The sequence below is a fragment of the Calidifontimicrobium sp. SYSU G02091 genome, assembly GCF_022631395.1.
Taxonomy (GTDB): Bacteria; Pseudomonadota; Gammaproteobacteria; order Burkholderiales; family Burkholderiaceae_C; genus Calidifontimicrobium; species Calidifontimicrobium sediminis.
In genome coordinates, this window is the sequence record NZ_JALBGB010000013.1 from 1 (window position 1) to 18234 (window position 18234).

21 protein-coding genes are annotated in these 18234 nt (G+C 73.4%); 10 read left to right on the forward strand and 11 right to left on the reverse strand.

All coding sequences use genetic code 11. The features are described from left to right. A partial coding sequence (locus MOJ79_RS09615; protein WP_241923959.1) for a hypothetical protein occupies positions 1 to 288 on the reverse strand: 288 nt, incomplete at its 3' end. Between the two features lie 125 nt (positions 289 to 413). Between MOJ79_RS09615 and MOJ79_RS09620 the strand changes: the two genes are divergently transcribed. The 4 genes from MOJ79_RS09620 (at position 414) to MOJ79_RS09635 (ending at position 4213) form a co-directional block, all read left to right on the forward strand. After that, positions 414 to 1397 (forward strand): magnesium transporter, encoded by a 984-nt coding sequence (locus MOJ79_RS09620; protein WP_241923960.1) that lies wholly within the window; start codon positions 414 to 416, stop codon positions 1395 to 1397. A gap of 135 nt (positions 1398 to 1532) precedes the next feature. After that, entirely contained in the window at positions 1533 to 2531 is a 999-nt protein-coding gene (locus tag MOJ79_RS09625) for a fasciclin domain-containing protein (protein ID WP_241923961.1), read from the forward strand. 80 nt (positions 2532 to 2611) lie between these two features. Beyond that, positions 2612 to 3079 carry a fasciclin domain-containing protein gene (locus tag MOJ79_RS09630; RefSeq protein ID WP_241923962.1) on the forward strand — a complete coding sequence of 156 codons (468 nt, stop codon included), beginning with the start codon at positions 2612 to 2614 and terminating at the stop codon, positions 3077 to 3079. An 87-nt stretch (positions 3080 to 3166) separates the two neighbouring features. Beyond that, a complete protein-coding gene (locus MOJ79_RS09635; protein WP_241923963.1) occupies positions 3167 to 4213 on the forward strand; it encodes an LLM class flavin-dependent oxidoreductase in 1047 nt (348 codons plus the stop codon). Here MOJ79_RS09635 and MOJ79_RS09640 read toward each other — a convergent pair. Further along, positions 4179 to 6416, reverse strand: a complete 2238-nt coding sequence (locus MOJ79_RS09640) for a TonB-dependent receptor plug domain-containing protein (RefSeq protein ID WP_241923964.1) — start codon at positions 6414 to 6416, stop codon at positions 4179 to 4181. The genes MOJ79_RS09635 and MOJ79_RS09640 overlap by 35 nt on opposite strands. After that, positions 6416 to 6898, reverse strand: coding sequence for a DUF456 domain-containing protein (locus MOJ79_RS09645; protein ID WP_241923965.1), 483 nt, complete (start codon positions 6896 to 6898; stop codon positions 6416 to 6418). Before MOJ79_RS09645 ends, MOJ79_RS09640 begins: the two co-directional genes overlap by 1 nt. Before the next feature lie 182 nt (positions 6899 to 7080). Between MOJ79_RS09645 and MOJ79_RS09650 the strand changes: the two genes are divergently transcribed. After that, positions 7081 to 8016 carry a Tim44 domain-containing protein gene (locus MOJ79_RS09650; RefSeq protein ID WP_241923966.1) on the forward strand — a complete coding sequence of 312 codons (936 nt, stop codon included), beginning with the start codon at positions 7081 to 7083 and terminating at the stop codon, positions 8014 to 8016. Between the two features lie 144 nt (positions 8017 to 8160). On the opposite strand, the gene MOJ79_RS09655 is transcribed toward MOJ79_RS09650, so the two are convergent. From MOJ79_RS09655 to MOJ79_RS09670, 4 genes are all read right to left on the reverse strand, one after another. Continuing rightward, positions 8161 to 8373, reverse strand: coding sequence for a cold-shock protein (locus tag MOJ79_RS09655; RefSeq protein ID WP_119287826.1), 213 nt, complete (start codon positions 8371 to 8373; stop codon positions 8161 to 8163). A 304-nt stretch (positions 8374 to 8677) separates the two neighbouring features. Further along, the gene (locus MOJ79_RS09660) at positions 8678 to 8869 is read right to left on the reverse strand and encodes a DUF2783 domain-containing protein (protein WP_119353604.1); all 192 of its coding nucleotides are present in this window, start codon (positions 8867 to 8869) and stop codon (positions 8678 to 8680) included. 24 nt (positions 8870 to 8893) lie between these two features. Then, a complete protein-coding gene (locus MOJ79_RS09665; protein ID WP_241923967.1) occupies positions 8894 to 10534 on the reverse strand; it encodes an FAD-dependent oxidoreductase in 1641 nt (546 codons plus the stop codon). A gap of 15 nt (positions 10535 to 10549) precedes the next feature. After that, the gene (locus MOJ79_RS09670; RefSeq protein WP_241923968.1) at positions 10550 to 11098 is read right to left on the reverse strand and encodes a VOC family protein; all 549 of its coding nucleotides are present in this window, start codon (positions 11096 to 11098) and stop codon (positions 10550 to 10552) included. A 154-nt stretch (positions 11099 to 11252) separates the two neighbouring features. On the opposite strand from MOJ79_RS09670, the gene MOJ79_RS09675 reads away from it, so the two are divergent. The 3 genes from MOJ79_RS09675 (at position 11253) to MOJ79_RS09685 (ending at position 13006) form a co-directional block, all read left to right on the forward strand. Beyond that, complete coding sequence (locus MOJ79_RS09675; protein ID WP_241923969.1) at positions 11253 to 11690, forward strand: MarR family winged helix-turn-helix transcriptional regulator; 438 nt, start codon at positions 11253 to 11255, stop codon at positions 11688 to 11690. Between the two features lie 2 nt (positions 11691 to 11692). Continuing rightward, positions 11693 to 12307, forward strand: a complete 615-nt coding sequence (locus MOJ79_RS09680) for an RluA family pseudouridine synthase (protein ID WP_241923970.1) — start codon at positions 11693 to 11695, stop codon at positions 12305 to 12307. A gap of 66 nt (positions 12308 to 12373) precedes the next feature. After that, entirely contained in the window at positions 12374 to 13006 is a 633-nt protein-coding gene (locus tag MOJ79_RS09685) for a protocatechuate 3,4-dioxygenase (protein WP_241923971.1), read from the forward strand. Positions 13007 to 13015: 9 nt separating this feature from the next. Here MOJ79_RS09685 and MOJ79_RS09690 read toward each other — a convergent pair whose 3' ends face one another. Together MOJ79_RS09690 and MOJ79_RS09695 are read right to left on the reverse strand one after the other, a co-directional pair. Then, the gene (locus MOJ79_RS09690; protein WP_241923972.1) at positions 13016 to 14995 is read right to left on the reverse strand and encodes a beta strand repeat-containing protein; all 1980 of its coding nucleotides are present in this window, start codon (positions 14993 to 14995) and stop codon (positions 13016 to 13018) included. Positions 14996 to 15367: 372 nt separating this feature from the next. Beyond that, the gene (locus MOJ79_RS09695; RefSeq protein WP_241923973.1) at positions 15368 to 16081 is read right to left on the reverse strand and encodes a hypothetical protein; all 714 of its coding nucleotides are present in this window, start codon (positions 16079 to 16081) and stop codon (positions 15368 to 15370) included. A gap of 62 nt (positions 16082 to 16143) precedes the next feature. Here MOJ79_RS09695 and MOJ79_RS09700 point away from each other — a divergent pair, with 62 nt between their 5' ends. Then, the gene (locus tag MOJ79_RS09700) at positions 16144 to 16893 is read left to right on the forward strand and encodes an SDR family NAD(P)-dependent oxidoreductase (protein ID WP_241923974.1); all 750 of its coding nucleotides are present in this window, start codon (positions 16144 to 16146) and stop codon (positions 16891 to 16893) included. A 21-nt stretch (positions 16894 to 16914) separates the two neighbouring features. Here the strand turns inward: MOJ79_RS09700 and MOJ79_RS09705 are convergent, their stop codons facing one another. Next, positions 16915 to 17073: a DUF3149 domain-containing protein gene (locus tag MOJ79_RS09705; RefSeq protein ID WP_241923975.1), complete on the reverse strand. Its 159-nt coding sequence runs from the start codon at positions 17071 to 17073 to the stop codon at positions 16915 to 16917. A gap of 285 nt (positions 17074 to 17358) precedes the next feature. Between MOJ79_RS09705 and MOJ79_RS09710 the strand changes: the two genes are divergently transcribed. Next, entirely contained in the window at positions 17359 to 17595 is a 237-nt protein-coding gene (locus tag MOJ79_RS09710; protein WP_241923976.1) for a GDCCVxC domain-containing (seleno)protein, read from the forward strand. 40 nt (positions 17596 to 17635) lie between these two features. Here MOJ79_RS09710 and MOJ79_RS09715 read toward each other — a convergent pair whose 3' ends face one another. Next, on the reverse strand, positions 17636 to 18202 hold the full coding sequence (locus MOJ79_RS09715) for a CDP-alcohol phosphatidyltransferase family protein (protein ID WP_241923977.1): 567 nt from the start codon (positions 18200 to 18202) through the stop codon (positions 17636 to 17638). Positions 18203 to 18234 lie beyond the last annotated feature (32 nt).

The window sequence follows — 18234 nt, forward strand, 5'->3', positions numbered from 1 at the left end:
TGGCGGGACGGCACCCACCGCCGCCAGCGCGGGCATGGGCGCGGGCGCCCGCGCCGCGACATCGGCGCGCAGCGCGCGCGCGATCAGCGCGAGCCACTGCGCCTGCAGTGCGGCGTCGGCCGTCTCGAGGCGCACCGTGCCGGTGGCCGCGCTCACCGTCCAGCGGGCCTCGCGCGGCGGATGCAGCCGCGCCGCGAGCACGTCGTTGCGCAGCAGTCCGCGCACGCGCACGCGCACCCAACCCCGGCCGCGCCCGACCTCGACGATGTCGATCCGCTCCTCTCCCATCTGACCCCTCAAGGTAGGGAGACATGATGACGGTTCCGTGACAGCGGACCCCGCCGCTGTGCCGCCGTCTGCCGTCGCCGCGCACGCAGAATCGGCGCGACCGCCCACTGCCTGGAGCACGCCCGATGGCGTCGATCGAGTCCACCGGCGCGCACCTCGACGTCGCCGCCGCCCACATCGAGCCGCCGTGGCTCGTCGCCACGGTCGACGAGTCGGTCGGCGCCGTGCGCGCGCGAGCGCGCGAGGCGGCGCTGCCGCCCGGCGAAATCGTCTGCATCGTCGACGACACCGGGCGGCTCGTCGGCAGCGTCGAGACCGCACGGCTGTTCGCCAGCGCCGACGACGCACGCGTGCGCACGCTCGCGCGGCTCGACCTGCCGGTCGTGCGCGCCGATGCCGACCGCGAGCAGATGGTGTCGCTGGCGATCGAGCACGGCCTGTCGGCGGTGCCGGTGGTCGATGCGGCCGGCCACCTGCTCGGCGTGGCCGGTGCGACCGCGCTGATGGACATCCTGCGCCGCGAGCACGTCGAGGACCTGCACCGGCTGGCCGGCATCTCGCGCGAGACCGAACGCGCTGTCGAGGCACTCGAGGAGCCGCCGCTGCGCCGCGCGCGCCACCGGCTGCCGTGGCTGCTGGTGGGCTTCGGCGGCAGCGTCGTCGCGACCTTCGTCGTCAGCCGCTTCGAGGCCGCGCTGGCCGCGGTGCCGGCGATCGCGTTCTTCGTGCCGGCGCTGGTCTACCTGGCCGACGCGATCGGCACGCAAAGCGAGGCGGTGGTCGTGCGCGGGCTGTCGCTCAGCCGCATCGGCGTCGCGCGGCTGCTCGGCGGCGAGCTGCGCACCGGGCTGCTGATCGGCCTCGTGCTGGCGCTCGCGGCGTGGCCGCTGGTGTGGCTCGCGTTCGGCGACGCGCGGCTGGCCGCGGCGGTCGGGCTGGCGCTGGCCGGCGCGAGCGCGCTGGCCACCGTGCTCGGGCTGATGCTGCCGTGGGCGCTCGCGCGGCTGGGCACCGACCCGGCCTACGGCAGCGGGCCGCTGGCGACCATCGTGCAGGACGTGCTGAGCCTGGTCATCTACTTCGCGTGCGTGTCGGCGGTGGTGCTGTAGCGCGTCCGAAGCCTGCCGTCCGGGTCGTGCAATTCCGCACGTACCGTGTGGTCACTTTTAGACCAGTTAGTTCTGATACTGAACTCTTCGGTAACTTCCGCATCCGAGCAGTTGAGCTCGATCAAGGAGTCACCGATGTACCGCTGGCTGAAGTACCTGATGGCCACTTCCTGCGTCGCGTTCCTGGCCGCCTGTGGCGGTGGCGACGACGACGATCCTCCCGCAACGCCGACGACCATTGCCTCGGTCGCCACGGCCAGCGGCTTCTCCGCCCTGGTCGCGGCCGCCGACAAGGCGGGGCTGGTCGACGAACTGAGCGACACCAGCGCCAACCTGACCGTCTTCGCCCCGACCGACGCGGCCTTCGACGCGCTCGCGACGACGCTCGGCTTCGCCGACGCGACGGCGATGGTCGCGGCCCTCGACGGCCCGACGCTCGCCAAGATCCTGAGCTACCACGTGCTGCCGGCGCGCAAGACCGCCGCGCAGCTGACCGCCGGCGACGAGCCGACGCTGTACGAGTTCGAGGGCACCCCGGCGACGCTGGCCATCGGCACGACCGGTGGCGTGACGGTCACCGACGAGGTGCTCGTGGCGGCCAGTGTCACGACGCCGGACGTCGACGCCGGCAACGGCGTGATCCACGTGATCGACAAGGTGCTCGTGCCGCCCGGTGTGCTGACCGTCGTGCAGATGGCCACGCTGAATCCGGCCTTCTCGACGCTGGTGGCCGCCGTGACGACGGCCGGTCTGGACAGCCCCGTCGATGGCCTGCAGAGCGCCGGTCCGTTCACCGTGTTCGCGCCGACGAACGACGCCTTCACTGCGCTGCTGGCTCGCCTCGGCATCAGCGCCAACGACCTGCTGGGGTCGCCAAACCTCGGGAACATCCTGCGCTACCACGTGGCCTCGGGCGCCTTCCGCGCGGCCGACGTGCTCGGACTCCCGAAGCCGGCCAGCGTGCCCACGCTGCTGAGCGGCAGCAACTTGACCGTGCCGAGCAACACGCTGCCGCTGACGCTGATCGACGACGACGCCGGCAGCCCCGATGCCACGATCGCCGCCACCGACGTGCGCGCCAGCAACGGCGTGATCCACGTCATCACGCAGGTCCTGATCCCTGCACCGAACTGACGGCCCCCGCACGCCCGGCCCGACGCACCGGGCTGCTGTCTCCTCCCCGCGTCAACCGACCTCTTCACCCAGGAGTCCCCATGAAGAAGCTCATCGCCCGCACCACCCTCGTCGCTGCCGTGTCGTTGGCCGCGCTGTCGGCGCACGCCAAGGACATCGTCGACACCGCCGTCGCCGCCGGCCAGTTCAAGACGCTGGCCACTGCGTTGCAGGCTGCAGGCCTCGTCGACACGCTCAAGGGCAAGGGCCCGTTCACTGTCTTCGCGCCGACCGACGAGGCGTTCGCGAAGATCCCGAAGGCGCAGCTCGACGCGCTGCTGGCCGACAAGGCCAAGCTGACCGCGGTGCTGACCTACCACGTCGTGCCGGGCAAGGTGATGGCCGCCGACGTCAAGGCCGGTGCCGTCAAGACGGTGCAGGGCGCGGCGATCAACGTCTCGACCACGGGCGGCGTGAAGGTCAACGACGCCAACGTCGTCAAGACCGACATCGCGGCCGACAACGGTGTGATCCACGTGATCGACACCGTGATCCTGCCGCCGATGTGAGCGGCCGCAACGGCCCGTGATCGCAAGGGGTGGCGCGAGCCGCCCCTCTTTCATTGCCGTCCCGCCGCCGTGGCAGGATGCGCGGCCATGCACTTGTCGATCCTCGACCAGTCGGTGGCCTGCGCCGGGCGTGGCGAAGACGACGCGCTGCGCGACACTGTCGAGCTCGCCGCGCACGCCGAAGCGCTCGGCTACCGCCGCTTCTGGGCGAGCGAGCACCACGCGCTGCCCACCATCGTCGGCACCGCGCCCGAGATCGTGATGGCGGCCATCGCGGCGCGCACGCGGCGCATCCGCATCGGCAGCGCCGGCGTGATGCTGCCGCACTACAGCGCCTTCAAGGTCGCCGAGCAGTTCCGCGTGCTCGACGCGCTCGCGCCCGGGCGCATCGACCTCGGCGTCGGCCGCGCACCGGGCGGCGACATGCGCACCGCGCTGGCGCTGAACCCCAATGCGCACCACGCCGCCGACGCGTTCCCGCAGCAGGTGCACGACCTGCTGCGCTGGGTGGCCGGCGAGCGCCACCAGGGCACCGTCGCGCACCCGCGCCCGCCCGAGGGCAGCGGCGTCGAGCGCGCGCCCGAGGTCTGGATACTCGGCAGCTCCGACTACGGCGCGCAGCTCGCCGCGCACTTCGGGCTGCCGTACGCATTCGCCTACTTCTTCATGGACGGGCGCGGCGTCGAGGAGGCGCTGCACCTGTACCGCACGCTGTACCGGCCGAGCGAGCGCCATCCCAGGCCGCGGGCCACGATCTGCGTGTGGGCGCTCGCCGCCAACAGCGACGACGAAGCCCGCCACCACGCGCTGTCGCGCGAGCGCTGGCGGCTCGACCGCGCGCGCGGCGTGCTGCAGCCGATCGCACCGCCCGACGAGGTCGCGCGCCGCGGCTTCACGGCCGACGAGCTCGCGCAGCTCGAGCCGATGCGCCGCAAGGCCTTCGTCGGCCGCGCCGACCGCGTCGCCGAGGCGCTGCGTGCGCTCGCGGCCGAGCTGCAGCTCGACGAACTCGTCGTCAACACCTGGGCGCACGACCCGGCGGTGCGCCGGCACTCGTATGCGCTGCTCGCGCGCGAGTTCGGGCTGAGCACCGGCGACGCTACAGCTTCATCTCCAGCCGCAGCTGCCAGCTGACGACGCCGCGCGTGACGGTGGTGGCCGTCTGCCGCACGTCGTCGTAGGCGACGGCGCGCAGCGACTCCGTGTCGCGCGGCCACGCATTGCCCACCGACAGCCGCCACGCCAGCGCCGGGCTCACGGTCCACAGCGCGTAGGCGTCGAACACGCGCCGTGTGTCGACCTCGACCCACTCGGTGGCCGACAGCCGCGTGCGGTAGCCCGGCGTCCAGTTCAGGTTGCCGCCCAGTGTCAGCGGCCAGCCGGCCACGCGCCAGTCGGCGCCGACGTTGGCCGTGACGCCCGGCTGCTCGTCGAGCCGGTTGTCGGGGCCGGGCACGCCGTCGACGCGCGAGCGGTACACGCTCGCGTTGGCGCGCAGGTCCACGCGCGGCGCCGCGTCGGCGTCGCCGCCCCAGGCCGCGACGAGGTCGCGCCAGCGGCCCTTGGCCTCGAGCTCGAGGCCCTGCGTCGTCGCGTCGCCGACGTTGGCCGGGCGGCTGACCCAGCGCGGCGCGTCGGCCCACGGCACCGTCTCGAGCGTCGTGCGCGTGCGGATCAGGTCGGCGATACGGCGGTGGAACACGCCCGCGCTGAGCACGCCGCCGCCGGCAGGGTAGCGCTCGAACGCGACGTCGACGCCGGTGGCCAGCTCAGGGCGCAGCGCCGGGTTGCCGACGCGGTCGGGGCGCGTCGGGTCGTTGGTGCCGGGCGGCGGGAACGTGGTGTCGATCGCGGGCAGCGCGACGAGCTGCGCGAGCGACGGCGTGCGGTAGCTGCGCGTGACGCTCACGCGCACCTGGTCGCGCGCCTTCGGGTCGGGCTTCCACACCGCGTGCAGCAGCGGCGTCAGCACGACGCTGCGCTGTCGCGGCGCCGGCTCGTCGCCGGCGGCGGCGCCGCGCACCGTGATCGCCTCCCAGCGCAGCCCGGCGTTGAAGGCCCACTGCGGCGTGGCCTGCCACTCGTCCTGCACGTAGACGGCGCGGCGCGACAGCCGCGCGTCGAGCCCACCGCTGACGTCGGCCGCCAGCGGCACGCCGTCGAGCCGCAGCGTGCGCGACTCGCGCCGCTGCTGCGCCTCGGCCTCGGCGCCGGCCACGAGCTGGTGGCCGTTGTCGAGCAGGCGCTGCGCCTTCACCGACGCCGTCAGCGTGCGCTGCATCGCGTCGCTCGCGTCGTCGCGCGTGCGCAGCGGCACGCCGTCGGCATCGAACTCGACGCGACGGCCCTCGGCGGTCGAACGCGTGTGCCAGCCGTTGAGGTTCCACTCCAGGCGCGTGCCGTCGCCGAGCAGGTGCCGCCACTGCGTGTTCAGCCGCGTCAGCGCGAACGTGCCTTCGCCGTCGCTCGCGCTCGTCGCGTACGGCGCCGGCTCGGCGCCGACGTCGCGCACCAGCGTCGAGCGCGACGCGCTGTCGCTCGCGGAGCGGACCAGGAACGGCGCGAGCACGAGCGAGGTGCCGTCGCCGAGCCGCCACTGCGCCCGGGCCCCCAGCCGCAGCCCCTGGCGCTCGCTGTGGCTCGTCGACGTCTCGCGGTCCAGCCGCAGCAGCTCGCCGTCGTCGAGCGCCTCGACGGTGGTCGTCGTCACGCTGCGCCCGGCGCCCTGGCTGCGGAACAGCGCGCCAAACAGGTTGTAGGTCAGGTCGCCCGCGCTGTCGTTGCGCGCGAAGTTCAGCTCGGGCTGCGCGCCGGCGCCCACGGTGCCGACGCTCAGCTTCACCTCGTTGAGCCGGCGCCGCAAGCCCTCGCGCGTGACGATGTTGACGGTGCCGGCGATCGCGCGCGCGCCGGTCTCGGCGGTCGGTGCACGGTAGACCTCGATGCGCTCGATCTGCTCGGGGCTCAGCGCGTCGAGCGAGAAGCCGCGCGGCAGCCGCTCGCCGTCGAGCAGGATCTGCGTGTAGCCGCTGCCGAGCCCGCGCATGCGCGGGCTGCCGCCGCTGCCGGCGGTCACGCCGGGCAGGCGCTTGAGCAGGTCGCCCACCGTCGCGTCGCCGTAGCGCTCGATCTCGTCGCGGCCGACGACGATCTTCGCCGCCGTCGACTCGCGGCGCTCCTGCTCGTCGCCGGCGCGCGCGCCGGTGATCTCGACGCGCTGCGGCGCCGGCTGCGGCGGCAGGGGCGGCGCAGTGCCGGTCTGCGCGCGCACGGCCCCGGCGCCAGCGAGCGCGGCGCCCAGCGTGGCCACCATCGCGAAGTGCCGCAGCACCTTCATCAGAACACCAGCGCGACGACGAACAGACCGATCATCGCGAACGCGATCACCACCTTGGCCACCAGCCCGGCCATGATGCCGAGCCACGTCGCCGCACCGACGTGCGCCGCACGGCGGTGGTCGCGCCCGGCCAGGTACTCGCCGAGCGCCGCGCCCACCAGCGGCATGAACAGCACGCCGACCAGCCCCATGAACACCCCGGCGACGGTGCCCACCGCCGCGCCGGCCACCGCCTGCCGGCTGGCGCCCACCTTCTTCGCGCCGAGCAGCCCGGCGACGTAGTCGAGCACGAAGGCCAGCGCCGCCAGCACGGCGCACGCGGCCACCGTGACCGCGCCGACGCGCGTGAAGCCGTCGATCCACGCGCCGAGCACGATGCCCGCGAGCACGAAAGCCGTGCCCGGCAGCGCCGGCAGCACGGTGCCGGCGACGCCGACACCGATCAGCGCCACCGCCAGCACCCACCACAGCCCATCGACCAAGACCGCCTCCCGCCGCACCAACCGGGGGCGGATGATGCCCGAGCGCCGAGTCCGCACGGCGGCGGCGGGAACTTCCGCGCGCTGCCGCGCATCCGAACCGTGGCGGCCACAATCCGCGCCGCTGTCCCCGGCCCGCCCGGGGTTCGCCGACCCGACCACGACACACCGAGGAAACGACGACGATGAAGAACTGGCTGATCGCCGCCACCGTGGCCGGCCTGGCCGCCGTGTTCACCCCGATCGAGGCCGAAGCCAAGCGCTTCGGCGGCGGGAAGTCCAGCGGCATGCAGCGCGACATGCCCGCGCAGCGCAACGCCACGCCCGACGCGCCCACGACGGCGCCCACCGCCGCCGCGCCGGCCGCCGCTGGCGCCACCGGTGCGGCGGGGGCGGCCGCCGCCAGCCGCCCGGGCTGGATGGCGCCGGTCGCCGGCCTGGCCGCCGGCCTGGGCATCGCCGCGCTCGCGAGCTACCTGGGCTTCGGCGAGGAACTGGCGAACTTTCTGATGATCGCGCTGCTGGCGGTGGCTGCCCTCGTCGTCGTGCGGCTGCTGATGCGCCGCTTCGCCGGCGGCTCGCCGCAGCTCGCCACGGCTGCTGCCGGCCCGGCCGGCGGTGCGCAGGGCGCGATGGCGCGCAGCAGCCTGCAGGGCGCGCCGACGCCGGCGTGGAACCCCGCGCCGGTGCAGCCCGGCGCCGCCGCCGACCCGGTGATGCCCGTGGCCGGCGCACGCGCAGCGGCCGCGTCGGTGCCGGCCGACTTCGACCGCGACGGTTTCGAGCGCATCGCGAAGATGATCTTCATCCGCATGCAGGCCGCCCACGACGCCGCCGACCTGAACGACCTGCGCCAGTTCACGACGCCCGAACTGTTCGCGTCGGTGCGGCTGGACCTGCAGGAGCGCGGCGCCGCGCCGAACCACACCGACGTCGTGCGCGTCGACGCCGAAGTGCTCGACGTCGCGCAGGAGGCCGAGCGCCAGGTCGTGAGCGTTCGCTTCCACGGCCTGATCCGCGAGGAACAGGGCGCCGACGCGCAGCCGTTCGACGAGGTCTGGCACCTCGTCAAGGCCGACGGTGCGAACTGGGCCATCGCCGGCATCCAGCAGCGGCACTGACGCGCCGCGCCGGATGCGGCGCGCGACGGCGACCGGGCGGGGGCTGCGGCCCCCGTCGTCATTGCCGAGCCGCTATCGCCTGCGTGCCCAAGAAAAAAACCGCGGCCTCGGCCGCGGTTTTCGTGTCCCGGTGCGAGACGGTACTTACAGCGGGCGAATGTTCGCGGCCTGCAGGCCCTTCTGGCCCTGCTTGACTTCGAACTCGACGCGCTGGTTGTCCTGCAGGCTCTTGAAGCCGTCGGCGCGGATCTCGCTGAAGTGGGCGAACAGGTCCTTGCCGCCGCCGTCGGGCGTGATGAAGCCGTAGCCCTTGCCGTCGTCGAACCATTTGACGATGCCGGTTTGCGTGGTGCTCATGGAGTTTTCCTCGAGTGAAAGTGGATGACGAAACCCCGCTCCTGTGCGCGACGCGAACACGCGAGCACGCCCCGAGCGAGGACAGAAACACTCAAGAAACGCCAGGCGGGAGATTCAAACCAGGCCGGCCGTCGGGGACAGCGCCCCGGGGCGGTAAAGCTGAAAAGACCTTGTGGAAACGGTCTTGGTATGTCTGTGCCCGTAATGTAGCCGATCCGCGGGCCGCGTGCCGGCCCGCGGTTAGAGGGCGCACCTCAGACGGCGCACCGGCCTGCCCGAAGACGGGTTGGCCCCACGGGGATCCTCATGGCACCGGCCGCGCCACGCGCAGCGCCTCGCGCAGCACGTCGCGATCGCCGACGTGGTTGGCCAGCACGAGCACGAGGCGCGCGTTCATCAGCGCGCACTGCTCGTCGTCGAGGTCGCGCTGGCTGGCGATCAGTTCCTCGTAGAAGCCGTCGGGGTCGGCGATATGGGGCTCGCGGATCAGGGGCATCGTCGTCTCCGTGGGTGGGGCGAATCAGGCCGCGTGGCCGAGCGCGCGCGCGAGCGCGGCCTCGATGTCGGTGGTGTCGAAGCCGCGCCAGCGCGCGGCCACGTGCTGGTCGGGGCGGATCAGCACGACGGTGCCGGGGCGGCCGTCGTAGCGCTCGGCGAGCACGCCGTCGACGTCGTGCACGTCGCTGCCCACGTGCAGCACGCGCGCCTCGACGCCGCCGCAGCGCACCGCGTCGGTGGCCGGGCGGCGGCCGAACGCCAGCAGCGTGAAGCCCTCGCCCAGGTGCTCGAGCAGCCAGCCGCGGCGCCCGCCGGCCTGGACCGGCGCGTCGGCGCACACGCTGCCCGGCCGCAGCGTGCCGCCGAAGTGGGCCTCGTCGGGCGTGTTCAGCGGCGAGTGCAGGTACGGCGTCGGCGTCGACAGCCGCCCGCTGTTGACGAGCGGGCGCGCGAACGGCTCGGTCTTGGCCAGCCCGAGCACGGCGTCGCGGTACAGGCGGCTCGCGCGGCTCTTCGGCGTGATGAAGTCGGTCGAGCGTGTCGAGGCGCGCAGGTTGTCGTCGGCCGCCCACGCGCGCTCGTCGTGGTAGCTGTCGAGCAGCGACTCGGGCGCGAGGCCCTGGATCACGTAGGCCAGCTTCCACGCGAGGTTGTCGACGTCCTGCACGCCGGTGTTGGCGCCGCGCGCGCCGAACGGCGACACCTGGTGCGCCGCGTCGCCGGCGAACAGCACGCGGCCGTGGCGGAAGCGGTCGATGCGCCGGCACGCGAACTGGTAGACCGAGACCCACTCGAGCTCGAACTCGACGTCGTCGCCGAGCGCGGCGCGCACACGCTGGCGCACGCGCTCGGGCTGCTTCTCGACCTCGGGGTCGGCGTCCCAGCCGAGCTGGAAGTCGACACGCCAGACGTCGTCGGGCTGCTTGTGCAGCAGCACGCTCTGGCCGCGGTGGAACGGCGGGTCGAACCAGAAGCGGCGCTCGGCGGGCATGTCGCGCTTCATCACGATGTCGGCGATCAGGAAGCGGTCCTGGAAGAACTGGCCGCTGAAGCCGGCGCCGACCATGCGGCGCAGCTCGCTGTTGGCGCCGTCGCACGCGACGACCCACTGCGCCTCGGTGCGGAAGATGCCGTCGGGCGTCTCGACCTGCAGCACGACGTGGTCGGGGTGCTGCGCGAGGCTCAGCACGCGGTGCTTCCAGCGCAGGTCGATGCGCGGGTGCGCGTCGCACGCGGCCACCAGCATCTCCTCGAGGTGGTACTGCTGCAGGTTGATCATCGCGGGCATCTTGTGATGCGCCTCGGGCAGCAGGTCGAACGTGTAGACGAGCTCGTCGCGGAAGTACACGCGCCCGAGCTTCCAGCTCACGCCGCGCTCGACGAAGCGCTCGCCGAGCGTCGGTGCGCCGCTCCCGTCGCGGCCGATGCGGTCCCAGATCTCGAGCGGGCGCTTGGCGTAGCACACGGCGCGCGAGCCGACGCTGACGGTGTCGTTGTCGTCGAGCACGACCACGTCGAGCCCGCGCTTGGCGCAGTCGAGCGCGGCCGTCAGCCCGATCGGCCCCGCGCCGACGACGACCACCGGGTGGCGCTGCGGCCGCCCGCTCTTCTGCTCGTCGCTTTGCCGGTACGCGAACTTGGGCCAGGTGTAGGTCTTGAGCATCGCGCGCCCTCCGCGTCAGTCGGCAGCCACATCGGCGAACTCGCCCTCGTGCAACCACGCGGCGTGGCGCGGCGCGCGCTTCGTGCGGCTCCACTCGTCGATCATCGCGTGCTTGACCTCGTCGAGGCGCCGGTACATCTCGGGCGTGCCGGTGGGCGCGGCGAGTTCGAGGCGGTGGCCGTTGGGGTCGAAGAAGTAGATCGACTTGAAGATCACGTGGTCGGTGATGCCCACCACGTCGATGCCGGCAGCCTCGAGCCTGGCCTTCGTCTTCTCGAGCGTCTCGACGCTGTCGACCTCGAACGCGATGTGCTGCACCCAGTCGGGCGTGTTCGGATCGCGGCCCATCGGTGGCGAGTTCGGCAGCTCGAAGAACGCGAGCACGTTGCCGCCGCCGGCGTCGAGGAACAGGTGCATGTACGGGTCGGGCGCCTTCGTCGACGGCACGCGGTCCTCGGCGATCGCGAGGATCAGCTCCATGCCCAGGTGCTCGCGGTACCAGTCGACGGTCTGCTTGGCGTCGCGGCAGCGGTACGCGACGTGGTGGATCTTGCGGATCAGCATCGGGGTCTCCTCAGTCGGCGCGCAATCGTAACGCTTGTGACGATCTTGGTGATGGCACGACGATACCAGGGCCCGCATTGCAGATAACAAAGTTTGCGCTGGATCAAATGCACGTCAGCGCGGGCCTTTCCGTCACTTTCGTTACCATCGGCGCATGGACCTGCAGCAGTTCTTCCCCTACCGGCTCGCGGTGCTGGCCGAGGCCGTCAGCCGCGCGATCGCCGACGTCTACGGCGAGCGCTTCGACCTCACGCGCGACGAGTGGCGCGTGCTCGCGGCGCTGGCCGGCGGCCCGATGAGGACGGGCGACGTGATCGCGCACACGACGCTCGACAAGATGCAGGTCAGCCGCGCCGTCAACCGGCTCGAGGCCCACGGGCTCGTCGGGCGCGAGCAGGTCGCGGGCGACCGGCGCGCGCGCGTGCTGCGGCTGACGCCGGCCGGGCGCGCGCTCTTCCGCCGTATCGCGCCGCTGGCGCGCGCGCGCGAGGCCTTCCTGCTCGACGCGCTCGACGCCGACGAGCGCCGCGTGCTCGACCGCGCGATCGACAAGCTGCGCGAGCGTGCGCGGCTGCTCGCACAGACGGGCTGACGGTGATCGTCCACGCCGACGACGCGCTCGTCGTCGCCGACAAGCCCGCCGGGCTGCTCGCGGTGCCCGGCCGCGGCGAGCACAAGGCCGACTGCCTGTGGGCGCGCGTGCGCGAGCGCTTCGCCGACGCGCTCGTCGTGCACCGGCTCGACCAGGCCACGTCGGGCCTCGTCGTGTTCGCGCGCGGCGCGGCGGCGCAGCGCGCGCTGTCGCGCGCGTTCGCGGCGCGCGAGGTCGCCAAGGTCTACGTGGCCGTGGTCGCCGGCGAGATGGCCGGCGAGGCCGGCGAGATCGACCTGCCGCTGGCCGCCGACTGGCCGAACCGGCCGCGCCAGGTCGTCGACCGCGAACGTGGCAAGCCGTCGCTGACGCGCTGGCGCGTGCTGGCGCACCGCGTGGGCACGACGCGACTCGCGCTCGAACCCGTGACCGGCCGCTCGCACCAGCTGCGCGTGCATCTCCAGGCGCTCGGCCACCCGATCGTCGGCGACATGCTGTACGCGCCGCCGGGCGTCGCCACCGCGGCGCCGCGGCTGCTGCTGCACGCCACGCGCCTCGCGTTCGCGCACCCGGCCAGTGGCGGCGCGGTCGCGTTCGAGTCGCCGCCGCCGTTCTGACCCCGCGCGGAACCGGACGCCGGCCCGCGGCTCACAATGGCCGTTCAAGGCCACCGGGAGCCGTCGATGCGTACCGAAATCCCCCGCCGCCGCGTGCTGCACCTGGCCGCCGGTGCCGCGCTGATCGGCGCGCCAGCCGTCTGGCCCGGCGCGCTCGCGCAGTCGCGCCCGCTGCGGCCGACGCCGTCGCAGACCGAAGGCCCGTTCTACCCGCTCGACATCCCCGACGACCACGACGCCGACCTGCTGCGCCACGGCGCGCTCGTGACGACGCGCGGCACGCCGGCCACGGTGGAGGGCAGCGTCGTCGACCTCGACGGACGTGCGGTGCGCGGCGCGGTCGTCGAGATCTGGCAGTGCGACGTCGATGGCGTCTACAACCACCCCGGCGACCCGCGTCGCCACGACCCGGCGTTCCAGGGCTTCGGGCGCACCCCGGTCGACGCCGACGGGCGCTGGCGCTTCCGCACGCTGCGCCCCGTGCCCTACAGCGGACGCACGCCGCACATCCACGTCAAGGTCCGGCTCGGTGCCCGCGAGCTGCTGACGACGCAGCTCTACGTCGAGGGCGACCCCGGCAACGAGCGCGACTTCCTGTGGCGGCGGCTGCGCGACGACGAGCGCGCGCTGATCACGGTGCCGTTCCGCCCCGCCGCCGACGGCGTGCGCGCGACCTTCCCGATCGTCGTGCGCGCCTGACGCCCCGCGTCAGCCGCCGGCGCGCAGGCGCTGCCGCCCCGCGCGCGACCGCACCCCCATGAGCAGCGCCAGCGCGAGCGCCAGGATGACCGCCATCGACGGCTCGGGCACCACGGTCAGCACGACGCGCCCGTCGTCGAAGACAACCGCGAAGCGGTAGGCGACGTCGTCGAACCACGCGTCGACCCATGCGCCCGAGCCGAAGGCGCCGACGAGCGGGCCGCCGGCGGTCAGGATCTCGAACGCGTCGCCGACCGTCGGCGCCGACAGCAGCGTGACCAGCAGCCGGCCGAACAGCCGGGCCTCGCCGTCGACGACGAGCCGGTCCGCGAGGCCGGCCGCGCCGTCGACGTCGATCGCGAGCACGCCGTCGACCTCGAGGTCAAGCGCGCCGACGCCGAACGTGCCGATGCGCCCGTCCTCGCCGGGCGCGAGCGTGCCGCCGGCGGCGACGACGACCTTGCCGCCGACGGCGCCATCGCCACCGAGCGTCGCGCCCGCTTCGACCGTCGTCGTGCCCAGCGCCGTGCTGATGCCCGACAGCACCGTCGTGCCCGACGCGATCCGCACGACGTCGAACGCCGACAGCACGCCGTCGTAGGCGAAGCGGTGGCCGGCGCCGAGGTCGAACACCAGCGTGTTGCGTCCGGTGCCACCGTGCACGTCGCCGACGATCGCCGCCTGCGGACCGACGACGTGCAGCGTGTCGTCGCCGGCGCCGAGGTCGATCGCCTTGCCGCCGTTGCCGTGGATGCGCCCGGCGTTGACGACGACGTCGTCGCCGCCGCCGGTCTGCACCGCGGCGTCGCTGCCGCCTCCGCGCAGGAGGCCGGTGACGCCGTTGACGATGCGGTCGGCGAAGTTGCCGATGGCCTTGAAGGCGTAGCCGGTGACCCCGCGCACGAGACCGTCGTTGATCAGCTCAGTGGCTGCGAACGCGTTGCCGCCGCTCGAGTCGTCGACGAGGATGCCGTTGCCCCTGGCCGCAGTGCCGCTGGCGGCCGGGTTCTCGCCGGTGATCTCGGCACCGACGCGGTTGACGATGCGACCGCCGCCGATCGAGATGCCCTCGGCGTTGTTCGGCTGCCCGTCGGAGCCATTGCCGCCGGCGCCGATGCCGCGGATCACGCCGGCGTTGTCGATGTGGGCGATGCCGTCGACGTCGATGCCGTCGCCGTCGCCGACGTCGAAACGTGCCCAGTCGAAGCGCCCGACGATGGCGCCGCGGTTGACGATCGTCGCGACCGACGCGGCGTTGTCGATGTTGATCCCCGAGCCGTTGACGCCGGTGATGCTGCCGCCGGCCTCGTTGGTGACGGTGATCGTGATGGCGGCCGACCCGCTGCCGCCGGTGATGCCGTGACGTCCCGAGATCGACCCCGCGTTGGTGACCGTCACGCCCGACCGCGTCTGCGTGTCGATGCCGTCGCTGCCGCTGGCGCTACGGTTCGGTGCCGTGCCTTCGAGGGCGGGCAGCGCCTCGATCGTGCCGGCATTGACGATGATGCCGTTGGCGCCCGGACGCACCGCGTCGGCGGCGGTGGCGCGGATCAGGCCGCCGGCGTGGTTGCGCAGCGTGTTGCTGCCGGTCGTGATCGCGTTCCAGTCGATCGCCTGGTTGCCGCCGCCCGACGGGTTCAGCGAGACGATGCGGCCGAAGTTGTCGAGCACGACGCTGTTGGCCGCCTGGTTCATCTGGAACGCATCGGCATCGGCCGCCTGGATCAGTGCACCCACGTCGTTGGTGACCGTGATCGTGAACGTGCTGCCGTTGTTGTTGCGCAGCGCACGCCCGGTCGACGAGTTCAGGATCGTGCCGCGGTTGACGAGCGTCGCGGTACCGCTGAGGTTGATCGACTGCGACGTGTTGGCCACGTCGAGCGTCGCGCCGGCGGTGACGGTGCCCGTGCCCGAGGCCAGCGTCTGCGCCGTGCTCACCGTGCCGGTGATCGGGTTCGGACCGGGTTTGAACTGGGCGTGCAAGGTCATCGGTGCGGCCAGCGACGACAGCAGCAAGGCTCGCCACAGGGGCGACAGGCAGGGGTTCGACACGGATTTCCTCTTCATCGGTTGCAATGACGCAACGCCGACGCACGCACGAAGCTCGCGCGATCGGCGCAGGTCTCCTCGTCTGCAACGCATGTGCCAAGCGCGCGCGACGTCGTGATCACCGAGCGCGCGACGCTGGCGCATCAAGCACTTGCCATGCGCCCCGCCGTCGCTGTCATGCAACGGTCACATGTGCCGCAGCCGCCGTCGCGCGACTGTCAAGACCTCCGACAGATCGACACGCACGGACCGCCACGCAGCCGGCCCGCTGTCACATCACGGTCACGCGCATGCGCTAGGCGGCGTGGGACATCATGGCGCCGCGTTCTTCAGCGGCATGCGCAGCCGCGCGTCGAACTCGGCCGGCGCGACGTACTGCAGCACCTCGCGCCCCTCGGCGTCGATCGTCACCGCGAGGCCGCGTTCGGGGTACAGCCAGTGCTCGAGCCGCGTGCCGGTGCGCACGCGCTCGGCCGGCTCGCCGAAGCGCTGCGCGACGGCCGCCGCGTCGAGCTGCGCGGCGGGGATGAAGGTCAGCCCGGTGATCGGCGCCTGCCGCGCCGCAGCCAGATCGGTGGGGGCGAGGCGGTGCCGCCACGTGCCTTCGCCGCCCGGGTCGCGCTGCGTCGAGCGCGCGCGCCACGCGCGGCGCTGCGCCTCGTCGGCGGCCGCGGCGATCACGAGGCGGCCTTCGACGAAGCCGGCCTGGAAACGCTCGACGTAGCCCTCGAGCACGCCGGGCTCGTCGCCACGCGCGACGAGCGCGAGCTGCAGGTCATCGTCGCGCCGGCTCGCGGCGGCGAGCGGGCTCGCGCCGAGCGTGAGCCCGAACACGCGCGTCGCGCCGCCCGGCAGCACCTCGACCTGCCACGGCAGGCCGTGCGCGTCGGCCGGTGCGGCCGTCGTCGCAGCCGGCGCCTGCGTCGCGCGCCAGGCCTGCCACAGCGGCGGCAGCAGCGCGGCGGCGAGGACCGCGACACCGGCGGCCAGCGCGACGAGCCACGGGCGGGTCCACCATGCCTTCATCGCGCCATTGTCCCGCCCGGCGACGGCGTGCCACCGTGCCCGCGCGCCGCTATGCTGTGCCGATGAGCATGCACCTGACCGTGATCACCGGCGCCTCGCGCGGCCTCGGCCGCGCGATGGCCGCGCAGCGGCTGCACGAAGGCCACCACGTGCTGACGATCGCGCGCCACCCCGACGCGACGCTGGCCGCACCCGCCGGCGCCGTGCTCGAGCAGTGGGCGGCCGACCTCGCGCAGCCGCTGGCCGTCGCGCAGCGTCTCGAGGCCTGGCTCGGCACGCTCGACGGCGCGCGCTTCGCCAGCGCCGCGCTCGTCAATAACGCCGCGCTGCTGACGCCGCCGGGGCCGATCGGCGCGACGCCGGCCGAGGCGCTGTCGGCGGCGATGCGCGTCGGGCTCGAAGCGCCGGTGCTGCTCGCGCAGGCCTTCCTGCGCGCGACCGCCGCATGGCCCGGCGCGCGCAAGCTGCTGAACATCTCGTCGGGGCTCGGCCGCTTCGCGATGGCCGGCAGCGCACCGTACTGCGCCGTCAAGGCCGGGCTCGACCACTTCAGCCGCGCGCTCGCGCTCGACGAGGCGCTGAATGCCCACGGCGCCAAGGTCGTGTCGCTCGCCCCCGGCGTGATCGACACCGACATGCAGGTGCAGCTGCGCAGCGCCGACGCGGCCGTGTTCACCGAACGCGAGCGCTTCGCGCAGCTGCACGCGCGCGGCCAACTCGACAGCCCCGCGGCCGCCGCCGCGAAGGTGCTGGCCTGCCTCGACCGCGCCGACTTCGGCGCGCAGCCGGTGGCCGACGTGCGCGACGCCTGAAACGCCACGCCAGCGCGGCGCTCAGCGCGCGCCGCCCGGGCGCTGCGCGCGCTGCTCGTCCTCGTGCATGTGCGAGACGAAGAAGCGCACGTAGAACACGCCCATGCCGAGCATGAAGGCGATCACGCCGGCGCTCATCAGGCCGTAGTCGGTGGAGAAGAAGTCGATCAGCGCGTGCATTGCGAACTCCGGTCCGTGAACCACGGACGGCATCTGAACCCCCATCGCCGCCAGCGGGTTTGATCCAGACCAAGGCCGGTCCGCAATGTCGGCGCCATCTGATCGTCGTCAAACCCGTGGCGGCCCGCGTGCCTCGCCAGCGACGGCGCGGCTGGCGTCGCCCCGCCCGACGCCGTGGCGAGGCAGGCCCGTACACTGCGTGGCCCACCAGCCGTTCGCGCCGATCGTGGCGACCTCGATCGAGGCCCCGACCGACGGCGCGGCCACCCCGAGGGCTTCGACGCGATGACGACCACCCCCCGGCTCGAGTCGGTGCTGACGTGTCCCGTGTGCGGCCACGCCCGGCGCGAGGTCATGCCGACCGACGCCTGCCAGTTCTTCTACGAGTGCGCGCACTGCAAGACCGTGCTGCGGCCGAAGCCGGGCGACTGCTGCGTGTTCTGCTCGTACGGCTCGGTGCCGTGCCCGCCGGTGCAGCAGCAGCGCGGCGGCACCGGTTGCGGCGCCGGCTGCTGCGGCTGAACGGCGCCGCAGTCGCCGCCGCTGCGCCGGCGGGCACCGTTCAGCGCGACAGCGCCGACCGCCGCGCCCGCGCCGCCTTGCGGCCCCAGACGACCACGTAGTCAGCGCCCGACCACACGATCGTCGCGAGCGTCACGACGAGCAGCGCGTCGAGCCACGCACCGTCGGGCACGAGGCCGGCACCCGCGGCCAGCACGCCGAGCAGCAGCGCGAATTCGAGCCCGGTGTTGAGCTTGGACACGCGGCTCGGCGCCACCTCGAACGCGCCGTGCCGCAGGTGGTACGTGAGCGCGCCGCCGACGATCAGCACGTCGCGCGCGACCACCGCGAGCGCGAACCACCACGGCAGCGCCCCCTGCCCCGCGAGCAGCACCGCGACGACGAACATCGTCAGCTTGTCGGCCAGCGGGTCGGCGACGGCGCCGAAGCGCGTGCGCAGGTTCCAGCGTCGGGCGATGAAGCCGTCGGCGACGTCCGACAGCGCCGAGACGACGAACAGCGCGCACGCGCGCGCCCACGCGTCGGTGAGCAGCGCGTGCGCGATCGCCGGCACGAGCGCGAAGCGCACGAGCGTGATCGCGTTGGGCACGTTGAGCGCGGCGGGCATGGACGCAAGCCTACGCCAACGCGGCGTGCCGC